Below are 24937 nucleotides of genomic sequence, written 5' to 3' on the forward strand. Positions count from 1 at the left end.
CCCGCACATGAGTCGCGCATCCGCCGCAAGCGCGACCGGCCCCGCTCGGGTCCTGGAAAGAACGCACCAGCGTCGCGCCCGCACAACGTCCGCGCGCGCCAGTTTGCCGCCGCCGGCGTTCCGGACTGGCGCCTCGTCCCTGTTCGGGTAAAATACCGCGCTTTTCGAGATTGCGTGCGCGCCGAAGGCGCACCGGCGAGCCCGGCATGGCGGGCCGCGGTGGGTCGGCTGCAGCTTTCGGACCCGCGCCGGGCTGCCTAGATGCATCGGATGCACGCGCCGCGCTCCGAAGCAGAAACCCGAGCGGCGCGACAATTTTGACCGCCTAGAATAGCGACGGCCGGCCACGAGCCGGCGGTCGTCGAGATCGAAGCACCACGACGATCAGTTTGACCCAGGAGAAACATGAAGAAGTTCGCACTCTGCGTGGCGCTTACGGTCATGGCCACCGGCGCGCTGGCGAAAGAGTGGAAAACCGTGCGAATCGGGGTGGACGCCAGCTATCCGCCGTTCGAATCCAAGGCGCCCAACGGCCAGGTGGTCGGCTTCGACGCCGATCTGACCCGCGCACTGTGCGCGAAGATGAACGTGAAATGCGTGTGGGTCGAGCAGGATCTCGACGGCATCATTCCGGCGTTGAAGGGCAAGAAGTACGACGCGATCGTGTCCTCGCTGACCATCACGGACAAGCGCCGCGAGCAGATCGACTTCTCCGACAAGCTGTTCGACGCCCCCGCCCGCATGATTGCCAAGGCAGGCTCGCCGCTGCTGCCCACAGCTGATTCGCTGAAGGGCAAACGCGTCGGCGTCGAACAGGGTTCGACTCAGGAAGCCTACGCCAAAGTCTGGTGGGAGCCCAAAGGCGTGACCGTGGTGCCTTATCAGAATCAGGATCAGGTGTACGCCGACCTCGCTTCGGGGCGTCTGGACGCCGCCTTGCAGGACGAAGTGCAGGCCGACGCCGGTTTCCTGAAGACGCCGCGCGGCAAAGGCTTCGGCTGGGCGGGCCCGGAAGTGAAGGACCCGAAGACGATCGGCGAAGGCACGGCCATCGGCCTGCGCAAGGACGACGCCGAGCTGAAGGCAATGTTCAACCAGGCGCTGGCGCAGGTTCACCAGGACGGCACGTTCAGGAAGCTCGAGAAGCAGTACTTCGACTTCGACATCTATCCCGGGCGTTGAGCCGGGCATCGAGTCTGGACATTGAACCCGGGCACAGAATGCAGCACCCACGAAACTCGGGGCTCGCCCGCATGGGCTTTCACGAGGCTTCGTAATACAGTCGGCAGTAGATTCACAAGCAGTTTCACAACGAGAGTCGAAAAGCGCGCTGCAAGACCGGCAACGGCCATGCAGTCATGATTTGCACAGCGGTGCGCTGTGCGCCGCAGGTCACAGCGAGCCTCAGGCTCGCGGCAAACGCGGCGCAGAGTTGGCCGCGTCTTTCGCGGTGTGTCGCAAACACATCGTCAAGGACCCCATATGTTCCTTCAAGGCTACGGCCCGCTGCTCCTCAACGGCACCTGGCAGACCGTCAAACTGGCGGTGTTGTCGCTGGCGTTCGCTTTCGTGCTGGGCCTGCTCGGCGCGGCGGCGAAACTGTCGAAAAACCGTTTCTCCTACGGCGTCGGCACGGTCTACACCACGCTCGTGCGCGGCGTGCCCGACCTGGTGCTGATGCTTCTGCTCTTCTATAGCATCCAGATCTGGCTGAACAACCTGACCGATCTGCTCGGCTGGGACCAGATCGACATCGATCCCTTCGTGGCCGGCGTCGCGGTGCTCGGCTTCATTTACGGCGCGTACTTCACCGAGACCTTCCGCGGCGCGTTTCTCGCGGTGCCGCGCGGCCAACTCGAAGCCGGCGCGGCTTATGGCATGACGGGCTGGCAGGTGTTCACCCGCGTGATGTTCCCGCAGATGATGCGCTTCGCGCTGCCCGGCATCGGCAACAACTGGCAGGTGATGGTGAAGGCCACCGCGCTGGTGTCGATCATCGGTCTTGCCGACGTGGTCAAGGCTTCGCAGGACGCGGGCAAAGGCACGCTGCGGTTCTTCTTCTTCACCCTGTTCGCAGGGGCGATCTATCTCGTCATCACCACAGTGTCCAACTTCGTGCTGATGTACCTCGAAAAGCGTTACTCGACCGGCGTGCGAAAGGCGGATCTATGATCGAGATCATTCAGGAATACTGGCGCAACTATCTCTACACCGACGGCTATCGCATCACCGGCGTCGCGATCACGCTGTGGCTGCTGGTGGTGTCGATCGGGCTCGGCTTCTGCCTGTCGATTCCGCTCGCGGTGGCGCGCGTGTCGAAGAGGAAGTGGCTCTCCCGCCTCGTGTGGCTGTATACGTACATCTTCCGCGGCACGCCGCTGTATGTGCAACTGCTGCTCTGCTACACCGGCTTGTACAGCCTCGAAGTCATTCGAAATCACGAGCTCACCAATGCGTTCTTCCGCGACGGCATGCATTGCACGCTGCTCGCTTTCACGCTGAACACCTGCGCGTACACCACCGAGATTTTCGCCGGCGCGATCAAGGCGACGCCATACGGCGAGATCGAAGCGGCACGCGCGTACGGCATGTCGTCGTTCACGCTGTACCGGCGCGTGATTCTGCCGTCGGCATTGCGCCGCGCGCTGCCCTACTACAGCAATGAAGTGATCCTGATGCTGCATGCGACCACCGTCGCGTTTACCGCGACCGTGCCGGACATTCTCAAGATCGCGCGCGATGTGAACTCCGCGACGTATCAGTCGTTCAATGCATTCGGCATCGCAGCCCTGCTCTATCTGTGCATTTCTTTCGCGCTCGTGTGGCTGTTCCGCCGCGCCGAGCGCCGCTGGCTCGCTTACCTGCGGCCGCAAGGCAAGTAACCCGGGGCACCGCGCCCTCCGCAAGTAAGCATGCCCAAGGATCCTGATGACCACCAAGAAGCAAAAGCTCTTCGTCGACGAGCTTCACAAACAGTACGGCGACAACGAAGTTCTCAAGGGCGTGTCGCTCAAGTCCAACGCCGGCGATGTGATCAGCGTGATCGGCTCGTCCGGTTCGGGCAAGAGCACGATGCTCCGCTGTATCAACTTTCTCGAGCAGCCGAACGCCGGGCGCATCTTCGTCGACGGTGAGGAAGTGCGCACGCAGATTGGCAAGAACGGCGCGTTGCGCGTGTCGGACCCGAAGCAGTTGCAGCGCGTACGGACCAGGCTGTCGATGGTGTTCCAGCACTTCAACCTGTGGTCGCACATGAACGTGCTCGAAAATATCATCGAGGCGCCCGTCAACGTGCTGGGTCTGAAGCGCAAGGAAGCCGAAGATCGCGCGCGTGAGTATCTGGAAAAGGTGGGGCTCGCGCCGCGCCTGGAGAAGCAGTATCCGTCACATCTTTCGGGCGGGCAGCAGCAGCGTGTCGCGATCGCGCGTGCGCTGGCCATGCATCCGGATGTGATGCTGTTCGACGAACCGACTTCCGCGCTCGACCCCGAACTGGTCGGCGAAGTGCTCAAGGTCATGCAGACGCTCGCCGAAGAAGGCCGCACGATGATCGTCGTCACACATGAAATGGCGTTTGCGCGCAACGTGTCGAATCACGTGATGTTTCTGCATCAAGGCCGGGTGGAAGAAGAAGGCCATCCCGACGAAGTATTCAGGAACACGAAGAGCGACCGGCTCAAGCAGTTCCTGTCCGGAAGCCTCAAATAAAAAACTCAACAACACCGGATTCAGCCCGCTATTTGGGTTGTAGTCAAAGTAGCATTACAAGGCGCTTACTAGCGCCTTTTTTGTTTCGCTCACCTGTGCATTCCGGCGATTTCCGCCGCGAAAACCGCGCCCCGCAAGCCTCGAACTCCCGCCTTTTCGCCCTACTCTGCCGCATTTAAAGCGTCAATAGTGGCAATCCTTAACGTTGCCCGCGCCGATCCGTGATTCCCTTGTCGCATAAGGGTTTTCGCGTTTTTCGAAGGCCTTGTGACGGGTCGTCGCGCACATTCGTATTGCAATTTGGAGACATCGATCGAGGCAGGTACTAATTTCTTCTCCCAGTTCAGGGTATTTTTGATAAATTAGTAACCAAAGTAGCAAAACAAAGTTCATTAAAAGTAGTTTCACTTCAAAGCACAGAGGAGAACCGGTCGGCGAGGGATCGGCATGGCGACCAGATAGCCCCAAGGCTACACGTCACGGCAGGAGACCCAATCCACCCGCTAATCTCCCTGGTACCGATTTCTGTTCGGCGCAAATCGCGGCCGAGCACCATTCGCAGTACTGGGTTTCACTTTTTGACAGGGTATGGAGGAGAAGATGAAGAAAGCTTTGCTCGCCGCTGCGCTGATGACAGCCGGTGTTGTTGCGCACGCCCAAAGCAGCGTGACGCTGTACGGCCGCCTTGACGCCGGTATCGAATACATGACGGGCGTTCCGCAAGGCTCGAACGCAGCTGGCCAGGCAACTGGCAGCACGAACCGCTGGCGCGCAGAAAGCGGCGACTGGGGTACCAGTCTGTGGGGCTTGAAGGGCGTTGAGGACATCGGTGGCGGCAACAAGGTCCTGTTCCAGTTGGAAGGCTCCTTCAACACCATGACGGGTGCAGGCCCTGGCGGCGGCGGTCTCTTCAATCGTTGGGCAACTGTCGGCTTGTCGAACGACCAGTACGGTACGTTCACGATGGGCCGCATGCTGTACATCTCGAACGGCGTGTGGGACTTCGACCCGTTCGGTCAATCGAACTGGTCGTCGGCATCGCTGGTGCGTGGCCGCAACTGGCCGCAATCGAGCAACAACTTCGCATACCAGTCGCCGAAGATCGCCGGCTTTGACTTCTACGGTCAATACGCGCTGTCGAACGCAACGAGCTGGAACGGCAACGGCACGACCCCGCAAGGTCGCGAAGCTGGCGCGCAGGTTACCTACACGAGCTCGCTGTTCCAGATTCGCGGTATTTACGACGAAATCCGCAATCCGGCTAACGGCGTGCTGTACGGCCCGAACCCGAGCGCGGTCAATACGGCCAATGTCGGCAACGGCGTATTCGCGGCATCGCGTGAATACTCGGCTCTCGTGAACGTCTTCCTCGGCCAGTTCAAGGTTCAGGCTGCTTACCAGGCTGTCCGTTCGGCAGGTGCGCAGAACGTTCTGCCGGGCCAGCCGACCACTCTGGATCACGAATGGGGCGGTGTGACGTGGCAAGCAACGCCGGCTGCGGCGCTGATTGCGGCGGTCTACCACGTGAACGGCAACAATGGCGCAGGCAACGCGACGATCTACACGATCGGCGGCTCGTACAACCTGTCCAAGCGCACGCTGCTGGACATCCAGATCGCAACGACGCAAAACAGCAAGACGGCTAACTACGGCCTGAATGCTAACAACGCCGGTACGGCAACCAGCACGGACAACCCGCTGCCGGGTCACAGCCAGTCGGGCGTGTACGCAGGTATTCAACACTCGTTCTAATCGAACGGTGTTCCCCGAAGGGACTTCCTTCGGGGTGTAGTCAAGAGTTCTTCAAGAGAATCTTTTTCACGCTGCTGCGAGAGGCGCGTATCGGTGCGATGTCCGAAAGGGTATCGCACCGTTTTTTATTTGAGCGCACGGTTTTCCCACCACCCGAGCGCACCGGCGCGGTGCATTCATGGCTGAGGTTGTGCGGCTGACTGCAGTTGGCAAATCCCGACGCTCGACACCTGCTTTGAGGCGACGAACTCTGGTGCTTCAAACCGCTGCTTCGTTTTCTTCGCCCGTACGAATGCGGATCACACGCTCGACGTCCGCGACGAAAATCTTGCCGTCGCCGATCTTGCCGGTGCGCGCCGCGCCAATGATCGCGTCGATCACCTGGTCGCATTGATTGTCCGCCACCACCACTTCGATCTTCACTTTCGGCAGAAAGTCGACCACATACTCTGCACCACGATAGAGCTCGGTATGGCCTTTCTGACGGCCGAAGCCTTTGACCTCGGTCACGGTCAGCCCGGTGAGGCCGACTTCAGCGAGCGCCTCGCGCACTTCGTCAAGTTTGAACGGTTTGATGACTGCAGTGATGCGCTTCATGGCGAACCTCGTCTCGTGTCTGGAAGAGTGAAAGGGAAATGGATGTTTTTATTCTACGCCGCGCCGGATGCGTTGCGGCAATCCGGCACGCGCTTCGGGTTAGTCCGCAGTCATTCGCCGCGGCTCACTCCACCGGTTCGGTGTAGCGCGACGTGATCGGATAACGCCAGTCGCGCCCGAACGCGCGATGCGTGACGCGAATGCCGATCGGCGCCTGACGCCGCTTGTATTCGTTGATCTTGATGAGGCGCGTGACGCGTTTGACGTCGTCGACCGCATAGCCCGCCGCGATGATTTCGGCGAGCGAGCGGTCCTCTTCCATGTACATGCGCATGATCGCATCGAGGACTTCGTACTCCGGCAAGCTGTCCTGATCGGTCTGGTTCTCGCGCAGTTCCGCCGACGGCGCTCGCGTCAGAATTCGCTCGGGAATGACGTCCCGCTTGTCGAAAGTGGTAGCCTGGTTGCGGTAGTGGCACAGGCGGTAGACGAGCGTCTTCGCAATGTCCTTGATGACCGCGAAACCGCCGGCCATGTCGCCGTACAACGTGCAGTAGCCCACCGCCATTTCGCTCTTGTTGCCGGTCGTCAGCACGATCGAGCCGAACTTGTTCGAGAGCGCCATCAGCAGGGTGCCGCGAATGCGCGCCTGAATGTTTTCTTCGGTGGCGTCTTCGGCGCGGCCGGCGAACTCCTGCGCGAGCGAGCCGCGGAACGCGTCGAACATCGGCGCGATCGCGATTTCGTCGTAGCGCACGCCGACGCGGCGCGCCATCTCGGCGGCGTCCGTGGTGGAAATGTCCGCGGTGTAGCGCGACGGCATCATCACCGCGCGCACCCGGTCCGCGCCGAGCGCATCGCACGCGACGGCCAGCACCAGCGCCGAATCCACGCCGCCCGACAGGCCGATCAGCGCGCCCGGGAAACCGTTCTTGTTGATATAGTCGCGCACGCCCATCACGAGCGCGGCATAGACCTGCGCCTCGATCGACAGCTCCGGCGCGATCGGCGCGGGCAGCGGCTTGCCGTCTTCGAATTCGACGATTGCGGTCGCTTCCTCAAACTGCGCCATCTTCGCGACCAGTTCGCCTTGCGCGTCGAGGACGAACGAGCCGCCGTCGAACACCAGCTCGTCCTGCGCGCCGACCATGTTCACATAGACCATCGGCAATCCGGTCTCGCGAATCCGCGCGCGCAAAATGTCGAAGCGCACCGCTTCCTTGTTCAGGTGATACGGCGAACCGTTCGGAATCAGCACCACTTGCGCGCCCGCCGCCTTCGCCATATGCGCAGCCGACGCATGCCATGCGTCCTCGCAGATCACCACGCCGTACTTCACGCCGTCCAGCTCGAACACGAACGGCTGCGGGTCGGACGCGAAGTAGCGCTTCTCGTCGAACACCTCGGTGTTGGGCAAATCCTGCTTGCGATAGGTGCCGCGCACTTCTCCGTCGACGATCAGCGAGGCCGCGTTGAAGGTATCGACCGGCGGCACGCCGCGCTCGATCGGCGCGTTTGCATTACCATGGCCGTGCGCCGCGCTGTGCGCAACATCACGTAGGGGATGGCCGACGATCACATGCAGGCCGGCGAACGGTTTCAGTTGGAGAGCGAGGTCGGCCAGCGCCGCCGCACTCGCGGCATAGAACGCGGGACGCAGCAGCAGATCTTCGGGCGGATAGCCGGACAGCGCGAGTTCAGGCGCGATCAGCAGCTTCGCACCATCGTTGTGCGCGGTGCGCGCGGCAGCGACGATCTTCGCGACGTTGCCGGCGAAGTCGCCGACGGTGACATTGATTTGAGCAAGAGCGATTCGGGTCTTCATGGCAGGATCGACAGGCAAGCCGACGTGGCTTGCGAGTACCGCGGCTGGTTAGCTCGACGGAATGGACAAATCGGATAAACGAACGGCATAGCGCTAAGAGCGCCGCGCCGCTCATTGGGAACAGTCACACAGATTGAACCAGGAACGCTTTGATTATCGCACGGGCATTCTGGCGTCGCCCTCCGAGGTGGACGCCGCAGAATGGAATGCCCTTCTCGCGCAGCAGTCGCAGCCCACGCCGTTTCTGCGGCATGAGTTCTTGAGCGCCTTGCATGCGACCCGCTGCGCGGTCGCGGATAGCGGCTGGGCGCCGCAATTCGTCACGCTGACCGACCCGCGCACGGACAAGCTCGTCGCCGCCGCGCCCGTGTATCTGAAAGGGCACTCGTACGGCGAGTACGTGTTCGACTGGGCCTGGGCCGACGCCTACAAGCGCAACGGTTTGCCGTATTACCCGAAGCTGTTGTGCGCGGTGCCGTTCACGCCGGTGCAAGGCAACCGGTTGCTGTCGGCGGATACGCATGCGCTCAGGCATCTGGCGGCTACGCTGATGGCGTTCGCCGAACAGGCCGACGTGTCTTCGCTGCACGTGCTGTTTCCCACGGAAACGGAAGCGGACGCGCTCACCGAAATGGGCATGATGCAACGCGAAGGCGTGCAGTTTCATTGGCTGAACGACGGCTATCGCGACTTCGACGATTTCCTCTCCACGCTCGAACAGAAGAAGCGCAAGAACATTCGCGCCGAGCGCCGTAAAGTGCACGAGGCCGGCGTGACGATGCGCCGGATTCGCGGCGAGGACATTCAGGACGCGGACTGGCGTTTCTTCAGCAAGTGCTATCGGCAGACGTATCGCGAGCACTTTTCGAGTCCGTATCTGAACCTCGATTTCTTCCGCATGATCGGCGCGTCGATGCCGGAGAACCTGCTGCTCGTGATCGCCGAATACGAAGGCAAGCCGATCGCGAGTTCGCTCGTGGTGTATCAGCGCGACGCGAAAACCGGCGGCACGCTGTATGGCCGCTATTGGGGCGCGCTGGAACACGTGCCGTGCCTGCACTTCGAAACGGCGTACTACCAGCCGCTCGAATTCTGCATCGAGGAAAAGCTCGGCGCGTTCGAAGGCGGCGCCCAAGGCGAGCACAAGATGGCCCGCGGCTTCCTGCCCACGGTAACGCGTTCGGCGCACTGGCTCGCGCATCCCGCTTTCGCCGATGCGGTCGGCCACTTTCTCGACAACGAAAAGAACAGCATCCACGCATATGTGGACGAGCTGCGCGAACACAATCCGTTCAAAGGCTGAAGCGCATTCATGGCTTGGTTTCTCTATCTGCTCGAATGCTCGGACGGCAGCGTCTACACAGGCATCGCCGTCGATGTGCAGGCGCGCTTCGACAAACACGTGAGTGGCGAGGGCGCGCGTTATACGCGTTCGCGCAAGCCGGTGCAGGTGCTGGCGTCGTTCGAATTGACGGATCGGTCAAGCGCGTCACGCGCGGAGTATTGGGTCAAGCGGCTGTCGCCGTCCGAAAAGCGTGCGCTTGCGGCGGGCATGCGCACGCTCGAATCGGTGATGCCTTTGCCTGAGCCCGAAACGATTGCCGACGACGAGCAAGCTCAAGAAGAGCAAACCAGCAAGTCCTGATGCTTGAGCTTCGTGCCGACTTGCACCGCCTTGGCTATCCCCTAGCCTCGCGCATCCGCTCGTTGAGCAGCCGATGCATCAGCGCAAGCTCGCCCACCGCATCGGCTTCCAGTGAGGTCAGCCCGTCTCGCGCGGGAAGCGCGAGACGCACCGGCCGCAAATTTCGACTCAACGCGGTGTCGATGTCCGCGCTCACGGTCGCGACCCACGCGCCGAGTTCATCGTGCATGTCGCGCCGGTTCGTACTCAGGCGCAGTTGCGTCGCGGTGCCGGCCATTCTTCGCAACACGCTCAGCACCGTCAGCGTGACGGTATCGACCATCGAGTCCTCGAGTTTTTCAAGGCGCATCCGGCCAATGGCTTCCTCCGCGTTATTGCTGCCCAGACCCGCTGCGCGGCGCAAGCGCTCCATGTCCTTCTCGCTGCGGCGAGGCGATTCCAGCGCGGCCCTCAGATAGGCGAGATTGGCGCGCACCGCCTCGGCCAGATACGCGCGATAGTCGATCTTTTCGCGCGTCGGCCAGAGATAGAACGTGGCCAGCAGCGCCAACACGCAGCCGAGCACGTTGTTGCCGAGCCGCGTGAGCGCATAGGCGAATTCGCTCGCGCCCGGCGTCGCGAAGTCGGCCACCAGCACGAAGGTCGGCGTAAGGAACAGCACGAAGAGGCTGTAGCTGACGGGACGCAGCGCCATGGTCGCCATCACCAGCGGAAACACCGCGAGCGAAATGCCGAGCGGCGAATGGATCGCGTAACCAATACCCGCCGCCAGCACGCCGCCGACGATGCTGCCCGCCGCCCGCTCGATACTGCGCGGCCAGGTCGCGGCAATCGACGGTTGCAAGATCAGCAGCGTCGCCATGGTGGCCCAGTAGCCGAACGGCAGACCGAGCGCGCGGATCACGAGAAAGCCCGTGGTGGTCGTCACGCCGACGCGCGCCGCATGCCGCAAGCCAACAGATTCGACAGACAGGTTGGCCTTGAGCGTCGACCAGGTTCGCGTGAAGAGCCGCGCGGCGCCGTCGCGCCAGCCTTCGGGCTGCGCATGCACCGGCGTGAAGTCGACCAGTTCGAAGTCGGACTTCAGCTTCACGGGTTCCATCAAGGCGGTTTCGAGCCGCCGCGCAAAACGCCGCAAGCGAAGTTGCAAATCGGCGAGACGCGCCCACTGTGCGTCGTTGGCGGCCGCGCCGATGCCGCGCAGCACGTCGCCCATGACTGTCAGCAGGCGGGCCGCGCGTTTCGCGCGCCATGCGTCGTCGGGGACTCGTTCACATGCACCGGAGACGGCGATCAGGTACGCGAACAACGCTTCGCCGTCAGTCAGCAAGCCAAGCAGCGTGTCGTAGGTTTCACGGCCGCCAGTTCTCGACGCGGGCACGCGCGCCAGCACTTTGCGCGAGCGCTCCAGCGCGGCGCGGGCATCGGCGCGAAATTTCGCGGCATGCGTGGCCCACTCGCCGCGTGCCGCGCGCCGTTCGAGCAGGCGGGCGCTGTCCAGTGCGATATCGGCGAGCCGCAGGTACACGGCGCGCAGCGTCGAGCGGCTCGTGCCAAACGGATGAATGCGCCAGACCGTCAGGCTCAGCGCCACGGCAAACAGACATCCGACCAGATAGATGCCGAGAAACGCCATGCCTTGCCGAACACTGTGCATCGGCCGGTCGACCATCACGACGCATGCGGTCGCCGCGAGAATCGTCACCTGCGAAGTGGCCGCGCCCCAGATCCTGCCGAACGCGCCGAGTGTCGTAAATACCAGCACCGCGAGCGCGGCGAACACGGCTCCAGCGCCGGAAGCGTAAGCCGTCAGGCCACCGCACAGCGTGGACAGCACCGCGAAGCCCATCATCGACGCAAAGCGTGCGCGGTTTGAGCCGGCCGCGTCGGCGAGGCAGGTCCAGAAGGCGCCGATCGCGGCCCACGCGAAGGCCGGTTCGTGCAGCACGTTACCGAGCGCGAGCATGGCCGTCGACGCGCACGCCGCCCTCAAGCCTTCGGACAGACTGGCTTCGCTCGTCGAAAACGACACCATCCATACCGGCCGCTTGCGGTAGATCGCGCTGACGACGGCATACAGCCAGTTCGACCAGCGTTGCGAAGACGACGGGTTGGACTTGCGATTCAACATCCGAACGGTGTGCTCCAAGGAAACGCGGAATGGCGCTGCGTCAGCGCATCGTGCTAGCCAGCGGCAGGCAGGCGCATGCGCATGCGGATGCATGCACGCGACTAATCATAAGGGTTTACGCCTAGATATAAAAATGGCTTCGGTTCATCCTCTCGATGCACTGTGGCTATGCATCCACACTCAAGACCAGGCGGCGCGCGACGGCCTCGTGTTTCGACGGTCCATGAAATAACCGCGCGGCCTTTGCAGGCTCGCGCGGCTTTCTGTCTGTCCGGAACGCCGCCAAAGTCTTGCCGGTGCAGCGGTACCCGACCCTCTCTTACGGCGAAGCCGATGCCATGGGGTCCGGTCTCAACCCTGCGCTCAGCGGTTTCGTAGCATTGGCCTTCGCTTTGGCGGTCAAAGTCGTTCCAATGTCGGTTCTAGCCTTTGCAGCCGTTAGTCTTCATAGCGCCGTACCGACAAACGGTACGTAATGGTCCGCGGCACTCCTGCTTTGAAGACCATTCCGGTGCGGGCGGCGAGCGGATGATTGGCAGGCGGCATCGCCACCCGGCTGAGGTCAAAGAAGCTGTTGGCCGGTTCCACCCCTAAAGCGAAGTGTCGCCCTGACCAGGGTTCGTGTGTACGCCCACCGTTGCTAATCCAAAGCAACGCATCGGGAAGCTCTTCCGCATTCCAGTCGAGAGATACATCGGCGTGCTGCTCCGGATACCGCAACACAAACGGCGGCTTACATTCTGAGATTTGCAACAATTCCTCGGTTGTTTCGGGCAACGGCAGGCGGGTCACGTCCATCAGCCCTTGCGTGGTCGGAATTTCCTTCAGGGTCGAGATGGTACTGTTCGGCAGAATTCGCGAGACGCCGGGCTCTGGTGGAACCGGGTAGCTGTAGATGGCCTGATACTCGCAAGCGAGGATTTCAACGCCTCCCACTGGAACAGCAAAAGTTGGATGAAGGGCGAACGGCAAATTCACGTCACGACGTGCATGGACCGTAAGTGAGACGACCAGCGCGGGTGCGTCAGGCTCAACTTCAATCTTGCGCTCAAGCCTCTCAATCTCGCTGTCAGAGGGGTAGGCAATTTGAAGCGTGAGCATGCGGTCGCTTTGCTCCACCAGTTGCCACATGTGATTCGCGCCATACCCGTGAGCCCAGTCATCATCGGCGTCACGAATCCGGAAATCGGGCGGCAAGCCCGTAGGTACGTCGACCATTCCGAACGGAAGGCAAGGCCATTCCCCGCGCAACGCGCGCATAAGTCCAGGTCGGTGCACATCATCCTCCCAGGGAGCAACGTGCAGCGGAGAGACAGAACGTCCGCCTCCAAGGTCAAAGCGCACCGGCGCAAGCATTCCACCAAGTGCTTGAACCTCCGCCTCGCCGTGTTCCCATTTCAACGTCCAGCGCTTGATTGATTCCATCGCGAAGTTTTATCAATGATCAACTGGAAATCCAAAGATACTCGAGGAAGGCAACGCATGGTGCATCGCTTCGTGGGGTGCCAGAACCCATGAATTTGCCTTACGATGACCACTGGAATTGAACATCGGCTCGCTCTCTAGTTAAATCAATCAAGGTCGCGTTCACTTCGTCAGTTTTCTGAACCCATTGTTCTGCTGCAGCCTGGTCCCGGCCGAAACCAATATGCCGAGTAACAAGACGCTGCCGTCGCAGGTCCGGGTCGACGTTGACATACCAGACTTCGTCAAGCAATGGTCGCGCAGCTTTCCAATGGCCGTGCTCGAGAAGAAGGTAATTCCCTTCAGTGATTACAAGCGGCATATCAGGCGCCACAGGGATTGCGCCGGCGATGGGTTCTTCAATTTCCCGGCGAAACGTGGGAGCGTAGATTGTTTCGTCGTGACGCTGCTCACGCAGGCGCCTCAGAAGTGCAATATACCCCGCACTGTCAAATGTATCTTCCGCACCTTTGCGGGATGCGCGACCGAGCCGCGCGAGTTCGATATTCGCAAGATGAAACCCGTCCATCGGCACAACCACTGCCTTTCCGGGAAAAGCATCAAGGATTGCTTGAGCCAGTGTTGATTTGCCAGCACCCGGCGCGCCAACCAAACCGAGGATGTAGCGCCGCCCGTCAGAAACTAACTGGTGGAGGCGACCGAGATAGCGGTCTTCAATCGTCGACATAATCCAGCGTACTCCAAAAAAGTGGCGGTCGGCGAGAACTCTTCTTATCCTCGCCAAAGCCCGATTGCCGAGCCATTGTCGCGACACTTACTTCACCCGCCAGGTGTCTAGTGGTGCGTTTTTGCTTTTGCGGCGGCGTTGATGCCACCAGCGATGAACTCCCGCGCATGTTTGGCCAAGTCCATACCGTCGTCCCACAGGTTGCGCCAGATTGCCAACGCATTCGACAACTGCTCGTTGACGACCGTCGAGGAGAAGCTCTCAAAAGTTACGACGCCCTTGTAGTCAATCATGGCGAGTGCGTGGAAGAACTGAGAGAAATCGATCGTCCCCGACCCGAGGTACCCGCGATTGCTTTCCCCGATATGAACGTAGCCAAGACGCTTGCCACATTGCAGAACCGGCTGCATGAAATCGGATTCCTCAATGTTCATGTGATACGTATCGAGGTGAACGACAACATTGGGCGCATCGACCTCGTCAATCATGGCAAGCGCCTGCGAAGCGGTGTTCAGCAAATTGCTCTCGTAGCGATTTACCACTTCAAGCCCAAGCGTCACGTTCTTCTTCAACGCGAAATCAGCAATGCGCTTGAGCGAATCAATCGCATTACGACGGCCTTGCTTGGTAACCGGTGCGTTGTATTTCCCCATCGCACCATAAAGAATCCCGCCGAAGTAGCCGCCACCCAGCTCTGCCGTGACGCTGATACCTTCCTCCAGCATCGAAACCCCGCGTGCGACCGTAGCAGAATCCTCGCTGGACACGTCCGCATCAAAGGTGAGACCGCGCGAGCAACCGATATCCAACTCATGCTCTTGCAGCAAATCCCGCGTGAGCGCCAGGTCCATGACCTTCGGACCATGCAACGACAGTTCAGCCAGGTCGAAACCAGCAGCTTTGGTCTGGCTCAAGACTTTGCGAGTCGATTCGGGGGTGAGGTCGCCAGCCCATACCAGTGCGTGTACGCCAAGCTTATTCATTGTGTAACTCCTTCAGATGCGGTCACGCGCCTGCGGACCAAAGTTTTCGAAATGCCCTTCGCCCATGCCCAACGGAAGAGCATCACAGCAAGCAAGAACACGCCCCACAGCGCAGTCGCCAGGTGTTGGTTGGCACCGAGCAAATTGAGGCCAGAAGCGATAACCTGCAGAATCACAAGTGCAATCACGACCGGTACCACGCGACCAAACCCGCCGAATGGGTCCACGCGACCCAAGAAGCACGCAAGCACGGAGATGAGTAGAAAGGCCTCGCCATGGCCAACGCGAACCGAGTTGAACTGGGCCGCCATCACCACGCCAGCGACGCCGCACATCAGCCCCGACAGCATGTAGATTCGGGTGACGGCGCGTGTCGTCGCGATGCCGGAATATCGCGTTGCTTCCAGATTCGAACCAATCATGCGTGTGGCGAAGCCTAGCCGCGACCGTGTCATGACAACGTGCCAAATTAACGCGCAGCCGAGAAAAATCAGGAGGGGAATCGGTACGCCGAGGAAGACCCCGTTGCCCATTTCGCGCACAAACGGCGGGAACCCGGAGATGTCGCCGCCACGAGTGAGGAACTCCCCCAATCCGCGCAAGAAAATCATCATCGACAAGGACACGAGGATGGGGCTTGCTCCCGTACGCGCAATGACGGCGCCCATCACCCAACCGGCGGCGGCGCCTGTGGCCAACGCGGCAGCGATGCCGAGGATGACGGCTAAAGCGCCGGCGTCCGCTCCGCCGTACGTACGAAGCACCCACGCCATGGCCAACCCCGAAATGTTCGCAGTGAAAGTCACCGAGAGATTGAAGCCGCCGGAAATCAAAGGCATCAGCATGGCCAGCGTAAAGAACCCGAGCTCCGGTAACTGGAACGCTACCGACACGAATGTGCTCGCCGAGAAAAAGCGGTCAGATGCGAAGCTCAGGACAGCGACGACCAGGATGAGAAATCCAAGCAACCCGGCGACGTCTGCCGGTACGAGCGGCGCGCGTTGAGATGAGGACATTTTCATGACGAGGCCTTTACGCTTTGTGACGTGAATCGCGCTCCGACGAGCTTGGCGAAGCCGCCGCTCGACAAGGTAATGGCGATGAGGATGATGGCTCCGATGATCATCTTGAACGCGTACGGCGAGATGCCGAGCAAGTTCAGGCCGTTGGCGGTGATAGCGGTCAGGAGGATGCCGAGGATGGCGCCGAGAATCGTGCCGCGGCCGCCGCCCAACCTTGCACCACCGAGCACTACGGCAGCGAGCACATCCAATTCGCGGCCGTAAAATGCATTCGGAACGACTTCCTGCACGTAGTGGGCTTGCATGAGTCCGGCAATGCCGGCCATCATGCCGAGCCATCCAAAGGCGATGTAATGCATCGCACCTATGTTGACCCCCACGCGTCGCGCCGCCTCGGGGTTGTCGCCCATTGCGTAGAGCTGTCGACCGGTTGTCGTGCGCCGCAGCAGAAACCATGTTGCTATGACCATGACGACCATCACGGCCACAGGCAGTGCGAGATTCGCATTGCCACTCGCGGTGTTGAAATGGATGAGGGAAACTCTGTCCGTCCACCAGTCCGGCAGGTCGTAGATAGAGACCCCGCCCGTGAGAAACATCAACCCGCCGAAGAACACATTGAACGTGGCAATCGTCACCACAATTGAAACAATGCGAAATCTGTAGATAATCGTGGCGTTGATTGAGCCAAGCAGAAATCCAAAAAACGCGGACACAATGAAGCCGAGAGCCCAGTTACCACCACCGAGTCGCATCACGGTCAACGCAGTGAGGTACTGAACCACCGATGCACCGACGGCGAATGAGATATCAATGCCACCAGCAATCAAGACGACCAATAGCCCGACTGCGAAAATGATGTTGACGGAACTCTGGTTGAGCAGGTCGAACAGATTGGGAAGAGTAAGGAATGTCGAGGTTGAAAGGCTGAGGCCAATCACCATGATGGCGATTACGAGAATCAGGAGGGCCTCGATCGAACCGATTCCGAGTTTGCGAAAATCAGGCATGGACGTCTCGCTCGATTTGTTCCATCGTTGTCATTCCCGGCACGTACTCTTTAACAATGCGGCCGTCGCGCATATGCAGAATTCGGTCGGAGTTGAAATAGACCTCCGGAATTTCGTCCGATATCAGCAAGATGGCCATACCCTCAGCAGCGAGCTTGTGAATGATGGCGAAGATGCCGGCACGGGCGCCGACATCGACGCCGACGGTGGGCGAATCCAGAATAAGGAGCTTCGGGTTTGTGGCCAGCCACTTGGCGAGCACGATGCGCTGCTGGTTGCCGCCCGACAGTGTGGAGACCGCATCGTCCGGCTTTCCAATCTTCACGGCCAGTTGTTGAATCCAGTCTTGAATCAGCGCGTTTCTTTTTTTCGCAGCAATGAGATGGGTGCCATCCAGAAGGTTGTCCAACACCGCCGCGACCGTGTTGTCTCCGATTGATTGCGGCTGGACAAGGCCGAGTTGGAGTCGGTCTTCAGACACGTAGGCTATCCCTGCCTGGATAGCATCACGATTTGTGCGCAGCGAAATGTCTTTTCCGTCGAGCTGGATGAAACCCGCACCTGGGCGCGTCATTCCGAAAAGCGACAATGCAACTTCCGTTCTTCCTGCGCCAAGGCGTCCCGTCATGCCAAGAATCTCGCCTCGTCGCACTTTGAACGACACGTCATGGTATTGACGGGCTCGCGATAACCCCTGTACCTCCAGCACAACCGGCGCTTTCGTCAGGTCTGTCGTGCGTACTTCATAGTCGAAAGTTCGGCCCGTCATCAATTCCGTGAGGCGGGTTTGCGTCATCCCTTCGGTGGGAAAGGTGCCGACGTACTGTCCATCGCGGAAAACGGTCACGCGGGTGCAGACGTCCAGCACTTCAGCGAGCCGATGGCTGACGAACACCACGGCAATTCCGTCCGCAGAAAGTCGCCGGACAATTTTCAGCAGAGCTTCGGTCTCAGCATGGCTGAGCGAGGCAGTCGGCTCGTCCATGAAGACAAGACGTGCGTCGCGAACAAGCGCTCTGGCGATTGCCACAACTTGGCGCTGGGCAATTGATAGCGAGCGAACAGAACGGTTGAGGTCGATGGATACTCCGAGCCGCTCGAGAATCCGGCGGGCCGCCTCCTTCATCTTTCCGTATCTAACGACACGCGGACGAGACCCCAAGTTCTGCTCGAAAGCGATGTTTTCCGCGACGGTCATTTCGGGGAAAAGCGCCAGGTCTTGCCAGATGACCTGAATACCGAGGTCACGGGCCCTGGCCGGGTCGAGCCCTTCGATTGACTCACCGTCCATGAGCATCACTGCGCCAGGCTCCGGCTGATAGACCCCACTGATAATCTTGATGATGGTGCTCTTGCCGCAGCCATTCTCGCCCGCAAGGCAGAGAACTTCTCCGGGCATGACGTCGAACTTCACGGCCCGCAGCGCCTTAACGCCACCGAAGATTTTGGAAATGTTCTCGAGCTTGAGCAGTGGCATGCAGTCGCCGTCGAGCGCGCCCGATGCCATGTGCGCATCACCTCGTTGAGAACGGTGGACGTTGATGGAAGCTGGTTGACTCATGGAAACGCTCCGATGGTACTTGCACGCGACTGGCTGGCGACCAGATGTGTCGTACCGTTAACTTCCGGGTGAGCAGCGCTACAGCCGCGCTCACCCGTTCCCTAAAAGGATTGCGGTCAGAGGCCCATCTTTGCGAGGTCGTCGACGGTTTTCGCGTTGAGGTCGACAAGTTGGTCGACAATCAGGTTGTGACCGTCGGGATGAACAACACCCAGACCCGGAATATTCGTGCCGTCCTTAATCGGCTGCCCCTTTACGAGCATCGTGCCCAGCGTCACAAACACTTCGCCGGCGACTTCCGGATTCCACATGTACCCGCCGCTCAACACGCCATCGTGGACGAGCTTTCGGCCCTGTCCAGGCGAGAACGGCCCGAGAACCAGGACCTTTCCTTTCGCCTGCTGCTCCGCGACGGCGCGAGCCGCCCCAATCGGGCCCTGACTGCCGAACGCAAGGATGCCCTTCAAGTTAGGATGAGCGCGCATCAGGTCAAGCGCGGTTTTGCGCGACGCGTCCACGTCTTCAGCGACGCCGTAGCGATCGCCGACGAGGGTCATCCCGGGATAGTTGGCCTTGATGTAGGCGATTGCCGCATCCGCCCAGGCGTTATGGAGCGGCACTGTCAGCGAACCGACGAAAACGGCGTATTCGCCCTTCCCGCCCAGCGCCTCGCCAAGGCGTTTTCCGTAAGCTTCGCCGAAACCTTTGGACGAGGCCAGTTCAAAGTCCCAGTCCACGTTCTGCTGCTTCGGTGACTCGTGGGTGATGACCTTGATACCGGCGGCTCTGGCGCGCTGAAGAACGGGTTCCAGAACCTGTGCGTCGTTCGGCACGACGCCGATGACGTCTACGTGCTGCGCAATCAAGTCCTCGATTGCTCGTACCTGGAGCGCAGGGTCAGCGCTCGTCGGCCCGACCATGAATGCCTTGACGCCGAGTTGGTCGGCGCGCTTCTTGATGCCCGCTTCCATGGCGTTGAACCATGGAATGCCGCCAATCTTCACAACGACACCAATTACAGGCTTGTCAGGCGAGGCCGATGCAAAACTCGTCGTCAAGGCGAGCGCGACTGCGCCGGCGCCCAAAGTGCGGATGATGTTCTTGAACATGTCTCCTCCGGTAGACGCCTGGGCACGCAGACGCCCTAAATGAGTGATTAAAGGCCCGACTTCGCATCTTGCTAAAGATGCTAAATCCATTTAGCAGTTCGGGTGGGTGTATGCTGAATCTATTTAGCACTTCGGTCGAGCCGGAAAAACCCTGGTATTGGGTACTGTCGGGAAACGGCTACCTTTTCGGGACATAACGGCGCAATGCCCTCGGAGCAACTTGATGGCAAGCAGCAACCCCGGACGCAAGTCCACGATTTATGACGTCGCAAAGGCGACAGGTTCTTCGACGGCTACGGTCAGCATGGTGCTGAACGGCAGTTGGGTCCGCTATCGAATCAAAGAGGAGACTGCGAACCGAATACTCGAAAGCGCGCGTCAGCTTGGGTATAACGTCAACATGAAAGCTCGAGGACTGCGGCTGTCGCGCTCGGGTCTGGTGGGTATGGTTCTTCCCCATTATCGGAACCGTTTTTTTGCGGGGCTCGCCGAGACCTTCGAAGAGCAGGCTCGTAGTCGCGGACTTTGCCCAATAGTCGTGGGCACTCAGCGCGACCCCGCAGTCGAGGTGAGCGTTACCGAAACACTCCTTTCGCAGCGGGTTGAACTGCTATTTATCGCCGGCGTGCGTAACCCGACACCATTGAACGAGCTCTGTTCGGCCGCGGGCGTCCCTTCCATCAATCTGGACCTGCCAGGTGACGGTGCGCCGTCGGTCGTATCCGATAACCGCAAAGGCGCTCAAGCTATTACGGACGTGCTGATTGACAAGCTGCTAGCACGCGGCGCGGCGCCAGACGAGTTGGTCTTGCTAGGAGGTGTCGCGGATGAATATGCGACTGAGATGCGTATCGCAGGATTCAGAGACGCTTTCGAAGCTCGTCAAATGACGCCTGCGGCAGATGCAATCGACTGCTGTGGATATAACGCCGCTGCTGCCAAACGCGCACTCACGATTCGCTGTGAAAAGCTTGGGCGACTTCCGGCCGGTTTGCTGATGAATTCGATTACCGCGTTTGAAGGGGTGGTTCAGTTCACGTCAACGTTGCCGCCTGACGCGTGGAAGTCTGCGGTTGTTGGCTGCTTCGACTGGGACCCATTCGCGGCAAATCTACCTTTCGACGTGACCATGTTGCGGCAGGACGTGCAAACAATCATTTCTGAAGCGTTCAAGCTGGCCGAAAACTATGATTCGACGGACCGGTCTCTGATTCTCGTGCCAACGGGTCTGGGCAAAAAGTTTGAAGAAGCCGACCAAACGAAGGAGTTTGACCGATAACTTCGGTCTGGAAGTAGTGGCGGTCTTTACAACGAGCTGACCATTTTCCATGGCCATCACGGGCGCGTAATGCTCAGGATAGATGCGTGAGTCCCGCGCCTTACGCGCGGCGCACTGAATGTCCTCCAGTTCGCCGCGCTTCCAGGCGATTTTGTCGGTAGCGATTCGCTGACTTTCGGTTGCAGTCTTGGTCACTTTTACCTGGAGTGACCGGTCGGCGTCCGTTAGCCGTTTACGCTGCTTAAACAGGACATTATGCGAAACGACACGAGCGCTACAGGCGTGCAGTGTCGACGAGATTTTGTGTGAACTTTAGCCAGCGTCAGGCTGCCAAACATCATGTGGCGGCTCGGACAATTGCGTATGACAAGCGTATTGCTGGTAGACGATGATGAGGAGACGTTGGCTGCATGGAGCGCCAGTTGTGCCGCTGATGGATTTGAGGTTAGGGGCGCGCGCGACGGCCAATCAGCATTGGCAATGTTCGTCGAATTTCCTGTGGACATTGTGGTTGCCGACTGGCGTATGCCGGTGATGTCGGGAAGCGAACTCTGTCACCAACTGCGCACTCTTCCCGGACTAGCCGATGTTGTCTTCGTACTGGTTTCAGGAGAGCCTAGTCCACCCGCCTTCGTCAGCTACGACGGTTTCCTTCGCAAGCCCGTAGATGGGCAAATTTTACTGGCTACCATGCGACGGCTGCTGACAGAGCACGCAACGCATCGAGAGCACCGGCGCGGCGGGACGAAGGAATGAAGCGAACGTCTGCTTTTGTGCATGATATACGGCGTCACTCGCGTAGATTGACGCTATCGCGTCGAGGTCTTCCTTCGCCACGGCGGTCATCCATGCGTCGTACCGGGATAGGAGATGTTTTCGGATGTCCTGCTCAGTCGTGGCTTCATTCCTTCAAGATTCTCGGCGACCATGTTTAGGGAATGGGTCGAAGGCGATTGGCAAAGTCCCACAGGCGATGCATTGGATTCGTCCTTTGGGCCGCCTCTTGGGAGTGCAGTAGGCGGCAGGGACTATCGAAGCCCCTGCCGCGCGATCAACTGCGTGGGCCGCGTTGTTGCTGGTCCTTCTCCTGCGATTCGAACAGCGCCTTGATTCTCCTGCGATTCGAACAGCGCCTTGAAATTGCCTTCGCCAAATCCATCTTCTCCGCGGCGTTCAATAATTTCGAAGAAGACCGGGCCAATCTGGCGCTTCGTGAAGCGTTGGAGCAGAATCTTCTGCGGACCCTTACCGTCGACCAGGATGCCACGCTCAGCCAGACGCCTGATGTCGAGGCCGTGCCCCGGAAGACGTCTATCGATTCCGTCATAATAGTTCTGCGATGGCGCCGCCATAAACTCGACGCCGGCGGCACCGAGCTTTTGAATGGTGTCTTCGATGTCGGACGTCAGCAGCGCGATGTGTTGAATCCCTTCGCCACCGTAGTCACGGATGAATTCATCGTTCTGGTTGAGCACACCAGGTTGGTCATGGGCGGCAGCTGCCACCGGAATCGACACGCGGCCGCACGGGCTCACCATTGAGCGCGCGCGCATTCCGGACATGTGCCCCTTGACTTCGAGATACTGCTTCTCCGCAAAGCCGAACGTGTCGCGGTAGAAGTTGGCCCACAAATCGAGGTTCTTGGGGTGGACAATATTCGACGTATGATCGACGGCCAGGATATTGGCGTCACCTTCCTGCGTGTTTCGGACTTCAACCGGAAGCGAGAAGATTTCGCGGAAGTCGCTGTCAACAAAGTACACGAGACTGTCTCCGATACCGAGAATCGTCGGCGTGTCGAGGACAAACGCTCCTTCCTTTTCGGCAGAGGCGCTAACCGCACCGCCGGCCACTGCTTGCTCGCGTGCAGCCTGTGCGTTGTTGACGCGAACGCCAATCGCCCTCACCGACGCACCATGCCGGGACTCGAACGCGTTCGGATTCCCATTAACGATAAACACTGCCGCGCCTTGTGTCATCAGGAGCATGCCGCTCCTGGACTTAGCGCGAAGACAGAAGCCAAGTTGCTCGAAGAGATCGACGAGCTCCATCGGTCGGGATGAGACGAATTCTACGAAGGCGAATCCGTCAGTTTTCACTCGAGTACTCATGATATTAGGTGGCATTCCAAAGTATGGGCCACGCGCGGAAATAGGCATCGCCGCAAAGGGAGTCGACTGGTATTCCACGAAGTCACCAGCGAAGAGAATCTTCTGCTCCGGCGTGAAAATTACTTGCGGGTCGCAGCGACGACCTTGATTTCGACGATAAGCTCAGGGCGAGCCAGCGCGGCGATGCCGAGAATGGTCCATGCCGGGAAGTCGGAGCGGATGTATTGCTCTTTTACCTCGCGGAAGGTGGCGAGTTGCGAGCCAACATCGACGTGATAGGAAACAAGCTCGACGACATCCGTGAAATCGAGGTCCATATGCTTGAGCACGGCTTCGATGCGCTTGAATGCGACGTCGAATTGCTCCTTCGGGTCCTCCGGAATCGACCCGTCGGCGCGCAGACCGATTTGCCCAGCGATGAACACCAGCCCGTTGGCCGTCACGGCCGGCGAATACTGGAACAGGTCGAAAATGCGATTGCTTCCGAAGGTTGCGTCATCGTCAGGAAGACGCAGGCGCTCGATTTTTTTGCTCATGGCAGTCCTTCAATCAACTGGAGTAGTACGGGGACATTGATTCCAACGTGACCACTTTAAGTGACCGACCAGGCTGCAGTCTGTATAGCGAGTTACCAAATCAGCCGAGAAGTTTGGACGAATCGAGCACCCAGATGCGACGCTGCCGGAGCTCAATCGCGCCGAGCGTCGTCAACCGCTTCAGTGCGCGTGTGACAGTGACGCGGGTCGCGCCCGTCATTGCGGCGATTTGTTCGTGCGTCAGAGGGATGGATATCAGCGTCCCGTTCTCGCGCTTCTCGCCGTACAGGTCTGCCAGCCGCCCCAGCAGCTCCCCGATTCTCATCTCCGGCTTCGGAAGTGCAAGGTATTGAATGCGGGAGGCCAGGATCCGCTGCTTGAGCGCAACAATGCGCATAAGGGAGATGGCAAGTTCCGGGCAGGACGGAATGACGCCTGTGATAACCCTGATGTCGAACTCAATCAGTTCCGAATCCTCAGCTGCGATGGCTGTCGCAATGCGCGGAAAACCGTCCATTGCAGGGGACTCGCCAAACATCGCCCATGGCCCCATCATTTCAAGCATGAACTCGGCGCCATCGCTTTGAAAAATCGAGACCTGAATACGGCCAGAAAGCAGAAAGTAAAAGGTAAAGCCGAGTTCGCCCTGACGATAAATCATGCTGCCCTTCTCGACCTTTATCTTCCGACCGAGATGGGCCGCGCGAATCCACACGCCCGCAGTAGCGTCGTCCATATGCCATGTCTCGGTGGTCGCCGCGGCGCTCTTGCTCAAGCCTGTCCCCTTTCATGTAGGCGTGCCGACGCGCGTATTGTGGCACGAACGTGAAACCGGTTCGACTGCGGGTTCGGGTGCCTGGTCACGAAGACGCTTGATAAGCGCAAGCACTTCCTTCATCTGGCGCACAGAGATAGCAGTAGTCGGTTCTACACTTCGTCTCTTATACGTGGCGCGTCGGCGGACAGGGCAGCGAGGTCCAGCCAATCTGCAGGGTGGTCTACGCTCGCGAGAAAGTCATCCAATGCTGCTCGCGAAAGCGACACGCTTGCATTGTTTTCAAGCGGGTGAAACAGAAACGTCGACTCCCGGGCCAGTCCTGAGTCGATGACAAGTCGAACACACCTGGCATCATCATTGACCAATGCGAGGGGGCTCAGAGAGCCAGTCCGTATTCCCAGCAATTCGAAGAGCTTGTCTGCGGACGCGAACGAAAGCCGTTTGCTACCCAGAGCTTCGGCGACCGCGGATAGGTCAAGCGATTTGGTGGCGGCCGTCACTACGAGAAAGTACCGGCCCCTCTTATCTTGGAGGAGCAAGTTTTTACAGCGTGCTCCTTCCAGCGAAAGCGTCAGCTTTTCAGACTCGGCCATATTGAGCACCGAATCATGCTCCTCGCAGAAAAATGGAATCTCCCTTTGTTCCAGGAGATTCAGTAGCTCGTCTTTTCCTAGCATGCTGTTGTCTATCTTTAACCAAAAAGCGAGCGGAACCGCAACGGCTCCAGGTCGGCTCGCT

Annotated in this window: 23 protein-coding genes; 9 read left to right on the plus strand and 14 right to left on the minus strand. The window is 59.6% G+C overall.

Translation table 11 applies throughout. From position 1 onward, the window contains the following. Positions 1–405 precede the first annotated feature (405 nt). The 5 genes from B0G74_RS14750 (at position 406) to B0G74_RS14770 (ending at position 5460) form a co-directional block, all read left to right on the plus strand. The gene (locus B0G74_RS14750) at positions 406–1182 is read left to right on the plus strand and encodes an ABC transporter substrate-binding protein (protein WP_132375534.1); all 777 of its coding nucleotides are present in this window, start codon (positions 406–408) and stop codon (positions 1180–1182) included. 300 nt (positions 1183–1482) lie between these two features. Then, positions 1483–2172: a histidine ABC transporter permease HisQ gene (gene hisQ, locus B0G74_RS14755; RefSeq protein ID WP_012432163.1), complete on the plus strand. Its 690-nt coding sequence runs from the start codon at positions 1483–1485 to the stop codon at positions 2170–2172. Beyond that, complete coding sequence (locus B0G74_RS14760) at positions 2169–2882, plus strand: ABC transporter permease (RefSeq protein ID WP_132375536.1); 714 nt, start codon at positions 2169–2171, stop codon at positions 2880–2882. The genes hisQ and B0G74_RS14760 overlap by 4 nt, the downstream gene beginning before the upstream one ends. A 46-nt stretch (positions 2883–2928) precedes the next feature. Next, a complete protein-coding gene (locus tag B0G74_RS14765; protein ID WP_132375537.1) occupies positions 2929–3708 on the plus strand; it encodes an ATP-binding cassette domain-containing protein in 780 nt (259 codons plus the stop codon). Between the two features lie 600 nt (positions 3709–4308). Continuing rightward, positions 4309–5460, plus strand: a complete 1152-nt coding sequence (locus B0G74_RS14770; protein WP_132375539.1) for a porin — start codon at positions 4309–4311, stop codon at positions 5458–5460. 258 nt (positions 5461–5718) lie between these two features. On the opposite strand, the gene glnK is transcribed toward B0G74_RS14770, so the two are convergent. Beyond that, positions 5719–6057 (minus strand): P-II family nitrogen regulator, encoded by a 339-nt coding sequence (glnK, locus tag B0G74_RS14775; protein WP_006048444.1) that lies wholly within the window; start codon positions 6055–6057, stop codon positions 5719–5721. 124 nt (positions 6058–6181) lie between these two features. Next, complete coding sequence (locus B0G74_RS14780) at positions 6182–7882, minus strand: NAD+ synthase (protein ID WP_132375541.1); 1701 nt, start codon at positions 7880–7882, stop codon at positions 6182–6184. Positions 7883–8015: 133 nt separating this feature from the next. On the opposite strand from B0G74_RS14780, the gene B0G74_RS14785 reads away from it, so the two are divergent. Together B0G74_RS14785 and B0G74_RS14790 are read left to right on the plus strand one after the other, a co-directional pair. Then, positions 8016–9185, plus strand: a complete 1170-nt coding sequence (locus B0G74_RS14785) for a GNAT family N-acetyltransferase (RefSeq protein ID WP_132375543.1) — start codon at positions 8016–8018, stop codon at positions 9183–9185. 9 nt (positions 9186–9194) lie between these two features. Continuing rightward, positions 9195–9527, plus strand: a complete 333-nt coding sequence (locus B0G74_RS14790) for a GIY-YIG nuclease family protein (protein ID WP_132375545.1) — start codon at positions 9195–9197, stop codon at positions 9525–9527. A gap of 34 nt (positions 9528–9561) precedes the next feature. Here the strand turns inward: B0G74_RS14790 and B0G74_RS14795 are convergent, their stop codons facing one another. The 8 genes from B0G74_RS14795 to B0G74_RS14830 form a co-directional block, all read right to left on the minus strand. Next, positions 9562–11658 carry an FUSC family protein gene (locus B0G74_RS14795; protein WP_132375547.1) on the minus strand — a complete coding sequence of 699 codons (2097 nt, stop codon included), beginning with the start codon at positions 11656–11658 and terminating at the stop codon, positions 9562–9564. A gap of 438 nt (positions 11659–12096) precedes the next feature. Beyond that, complete coding sequence (locus tag B0G74_RS14800) at positions 12097–13083, minus strand: hypothetical protein (RefSeq protein WP_132375549.1); 987 nt, start codon at positions 13081–13083, stop codon at positions 12097–12099. A gap of 100 nt (positions 13084–13183) precedes the next feature. Continuing rightward, positions 13184–13810, minus strand: a complete 627-nt coding sequence (locus B0G74_RS14805; protein ID WP_132375551.1) for a nucleoside/nucleotide kinase family protein — start codon at positions 13808–13810, stop codon at positions 13184–13186. 107 nt (positions 13811–13917) lie between these two features. Continuing rightward, positions 13918–14793, minus strand: coding sequence for a sugar phosphate isomerase/epimerase family protein (locus B0G74_RS14810; protein ID WP_132375553.1), 876 nt, complete (start codon positions 14791–14793; stop codon positions 13918–13920). Next, entirely contained in the window at positions 14790–15815 is a 1026-nt protein-coding gene (locus B0G74_RS14815; RefSeq protein WP_132375555.1) for an ABC transporter permease, read from the minus strand. The genes B0G74_RS14810 and B0G74_RS14815 overlap by 4 nt, the downstream gene beginning before the upstream one ends. Continuing rightward, on the minus strand, positions 15812–16825 hold the full coding sequence (locus B0G74_RS14820) for an ABC transporter permease (protein ID WP_132375557.1): 1014 nt from the start codon (positions 16823–16825) through the stop codon (positions 15812–15814). Before B0G74_RS14820 ends, B0G74_RS14815 begins: the two co-directional genes overlap by 4 nt. Then, positions 16818–18332: a sugar ABC transporter ATP-binding protein gene (locus B0G74_RS14825; RefSeq protein ID WP_165923906.1), complete on the minus strand. Its 1515-nt coding sequence runs from the start codon at positions 18330–18332 to the stop codon at positions 16818–16820. Before B0G74_RS14825 ends, B0G74_RS14820 begins: the two co-directional genes overlap by 8 nt. A gap of 170 nt (positions 18333–18502) precedes the next feature. Further along, entirely contained in the window at positions 18503–19495 is a 993-nt protein-coding gene (locus B0G74_RS14830; RefSeq protein WP_132375561.1) for a substrate-binding domain-containing protein, read from the minus strand. A gap of 223 nt (positions 19496–19718) precedes the next feature. On the opposite strand from B0G74_RS14830, the gene B0G74_RS14835 reads away from it, so the two are divergent. Then, positions 19719–20774, plus strand: coding sequence for a LacI family DNA-binding transcriptional regulator (locus B0G74_RS14835; protein WP_132375563.1), 1056 nt, complete (start codon positions 19719–19721; stop codon positions 20772–20774). 363 nt (positions 20775–21137) lie between these two features. Beyond that, positions 21138–21530, plus strand: a complete 393-nt coding sequence (locus B0G74_RS14845; RefSeq protein WP_132375565.1) for a response regulator — start codon at positions 21138–21140, stop codon at positions 21528–21530. A 272-nt stretch (positions 21531–21802) separates the two neighbouring features. On the opposite strand, the gene B0G74_RS14850 is transcribed toward B0G74_RS14845, so the two are convergent. The 4 genes from B0G74_RS14850 to B0G74_RS14870 all read right to left on the minus strand — a co-directional run bounded on the left by B0G74_RS14850 (position 21803) and on the right by B0G74_RS14870 (position 24876). After that, positions 21803–22873, minus strand: a complete 1071-nt coding sequence (locus tag B0G74_RS14850) for a VOC family protein (RefSeq protein ID WP_243658187.1) — start codon at positions 22871–22873, stop codon at positions 21803–21805. A gap of 131 nt (positions 22874–23004) precedes the next feature. Beyond that, a complete protein-coding gene (locus B0G74_RS14855; RefSeq protein ID WP_132375567.1) occupies positions 23005–23421 on the minus strand; it encodes a RidA family protein in 417 nt (138 codons plus the stop codon). Between the two features lie 100 nt (positions 23422–23521). Further along, positions 23522–24196: a Crp/Fnr family transcriptional regulator gene (locus B0G74_RS14860; protein WP_132375569.1), complete on the minus strand. Its 675-nt coding sequence runs from the start codon at positions 24194–24196 to the stop codon at positions 23522–23524. Positions 24197–24348: 152 nt separating this feature from the next. Then, positions 24349–24876, minus strand: coding sequence for a prolyl-tRNA synthetase associated domain-containing protein (locus B0G74_RS14870; protein ID WP_132375571.1), 528 nt, complete (start codon positions 24874–24876; stop codon positions 24349–24351). Positions 24877–24937: the final 61 nt, after the last annotated feature.

The organism is Paraburkholderia sp. BL9I2N2 (genome assembly GCF_004339745.1).
Lineage (GTDB): Bacteria > Pseudomonadota > Gammaproteobacteria > Burkholderiales > Burkholderiaceae > Paraburkholderia.

What these genes read in the sequence shown, in the direction of transcription:
- B0G74_RS14845 (WP_132375565.1), top strand. Translation starts at nt 21,138, where the DNA reads ATGACAAGCGTATTGCTGGTAGACGATGATGAGGAGACGTTGGCTGCA.
- B0G74_RS14790 (WP_132375545.1), top strand. Translation starts at nt 9,195, where the DNA reads ATGGCTTGGTTTCTCTATCTGCTCGAATGCTCGGACGGCAGCGTCTAC.
- B0G74_RS14795 (WP_132375547.1), bottom strand. Translation starts at nt 11,658, where the DNA reads ATGTTGAATCGCAAGTCCAACCCGTCGTCTTCGCAACGCTGGTCGAAC.
- hisQ (WP_012432163.1), top strand. Translation starts at nt 1,483, where the DNA reads ATGTTCCTTCAAGGCTACGGCCCGCTGCTCCTCAACGGCACCTGGCAG.
- B0G74_RS14750 (WP_132375534.1), top strand. Translation starts at nt 406, where the DNA reads ATGAAGAAGTTCGCACTCTGCGTGGCGCTTACGGTCATGGCCACCGGC.
- B0G74_RS14765 (WP_132375537.1), top strand. Translation starts at nt 2,929, where the DNA reads ATGACCACCAAGAAGCAAAAGCTCTTCGTCGACGAGCTTCACAAACAG.
- B0G74_RS14800 (WP_132375549.1), bottom strand. Translation starts at nt 13,083, where the DNA reads ATGGAATCAATCAAGCGCTGGACGTTGAAATGGGAACACGGCGAGGCG.
- B0G74_RS14830 (WP_132375561.1), bottom strand. Translation starts at nt 19,495, where the DNA reads ATGTTCAAGAACATCATCCGCACTTTGGGCGCCGGCGCAGTCGCGCTC.
- B0G74_RS14870 (WP_132375571.1), bottom strand. Translation starts at nt 24,876, where the DNA reads ATGCTAGGAAAAGACGAGCTACTGAATCTCCTGGAACAAAGGGAGATT.
- B0G74_RS14820 (WP_132375557.1), bottom strand. Translation starts at nt 16,825, where the DNA reads ATGCCTGATTTTCGCAAACTCGGAATCGGTTCGATCGAGGCCCTCCTG.
- B0G74_RS14815 (WP_132375555.1), bottom strand. Translation starts at nt 15,815, where the DNA reads ATGAAAATGTCCTCATCTCAACGCGCGCCGCTCGTACCGGCAGACGTC.
- glnK (WP_006048444.1), bottom strand. Translation starts at nt 6,057, where the DNA reads ATGAAGCGCATCACTGCAGTCATCAAACCGTTCAAACTTGACGAAGTG.
- B0G74_RS14825 (WP_165923906.1), bottom strand. Translation starts at nt 18,332, where the DNA reads ATGGCATCGGGCGCGCTCGACGGCGACTGCATGCCACTGCTCAAGCTC.
- B0G74_RS14855 (WP_132375567.1), bottom strand. Translation starts at nt 23,421, where the DNA reads ATGAGCAAAAAAATCGAGCGCCTGCGTCTTCCTGACGATGACGCAACC.
- B0G74_RS14770 (WP_132375539.1), top strand. Translation starts at nt 4,309, where the DNA reads ATGAAGAAAGCTTTGCTCGCCGCTGCGCTGATGACAGCCGGTGTTGTT.
- B0G74_RS14780 (WP_132375541.1), bottom strand. Translation starts at nt 7,882, where the DNA reads ATGAAGACCCGAATCGCTCTTGCTCAAATCAATGTCACCGTCGGCGAC.
- B0G74_RS14835 (WP_132375563.1), top strand. Translation starts at nt 19,719, where the DNA reads ATGGCAAGCAGCAACCCCGGACGCAAGTCCACGATTTATGACGTCGCA.
- B0G74_RS14760 (WP_132375536.1), top strand. Translation starts at nt 2,169, where the DNA reads ATGATCGAGATCATTCAGGAATACTGGCGCAACTATCTCTACACCGAC.
- B0G74_RS14810 (WP_132375553.1), bottom strand. Translation starts at nt 14,793, where the DNA reads ATGAATAAGCTTGGCGTACACGCACTGGTATGGGCTGGCGACCTCACC.
- B0G74_RS14805 (WP_132375551.1), bottom strand. Translation starts at nt 13,810, where the DNA reads ATGTCGACGATTGAAGACCGCTATCTCGGTCGCCTCCACCAGTTAGTT.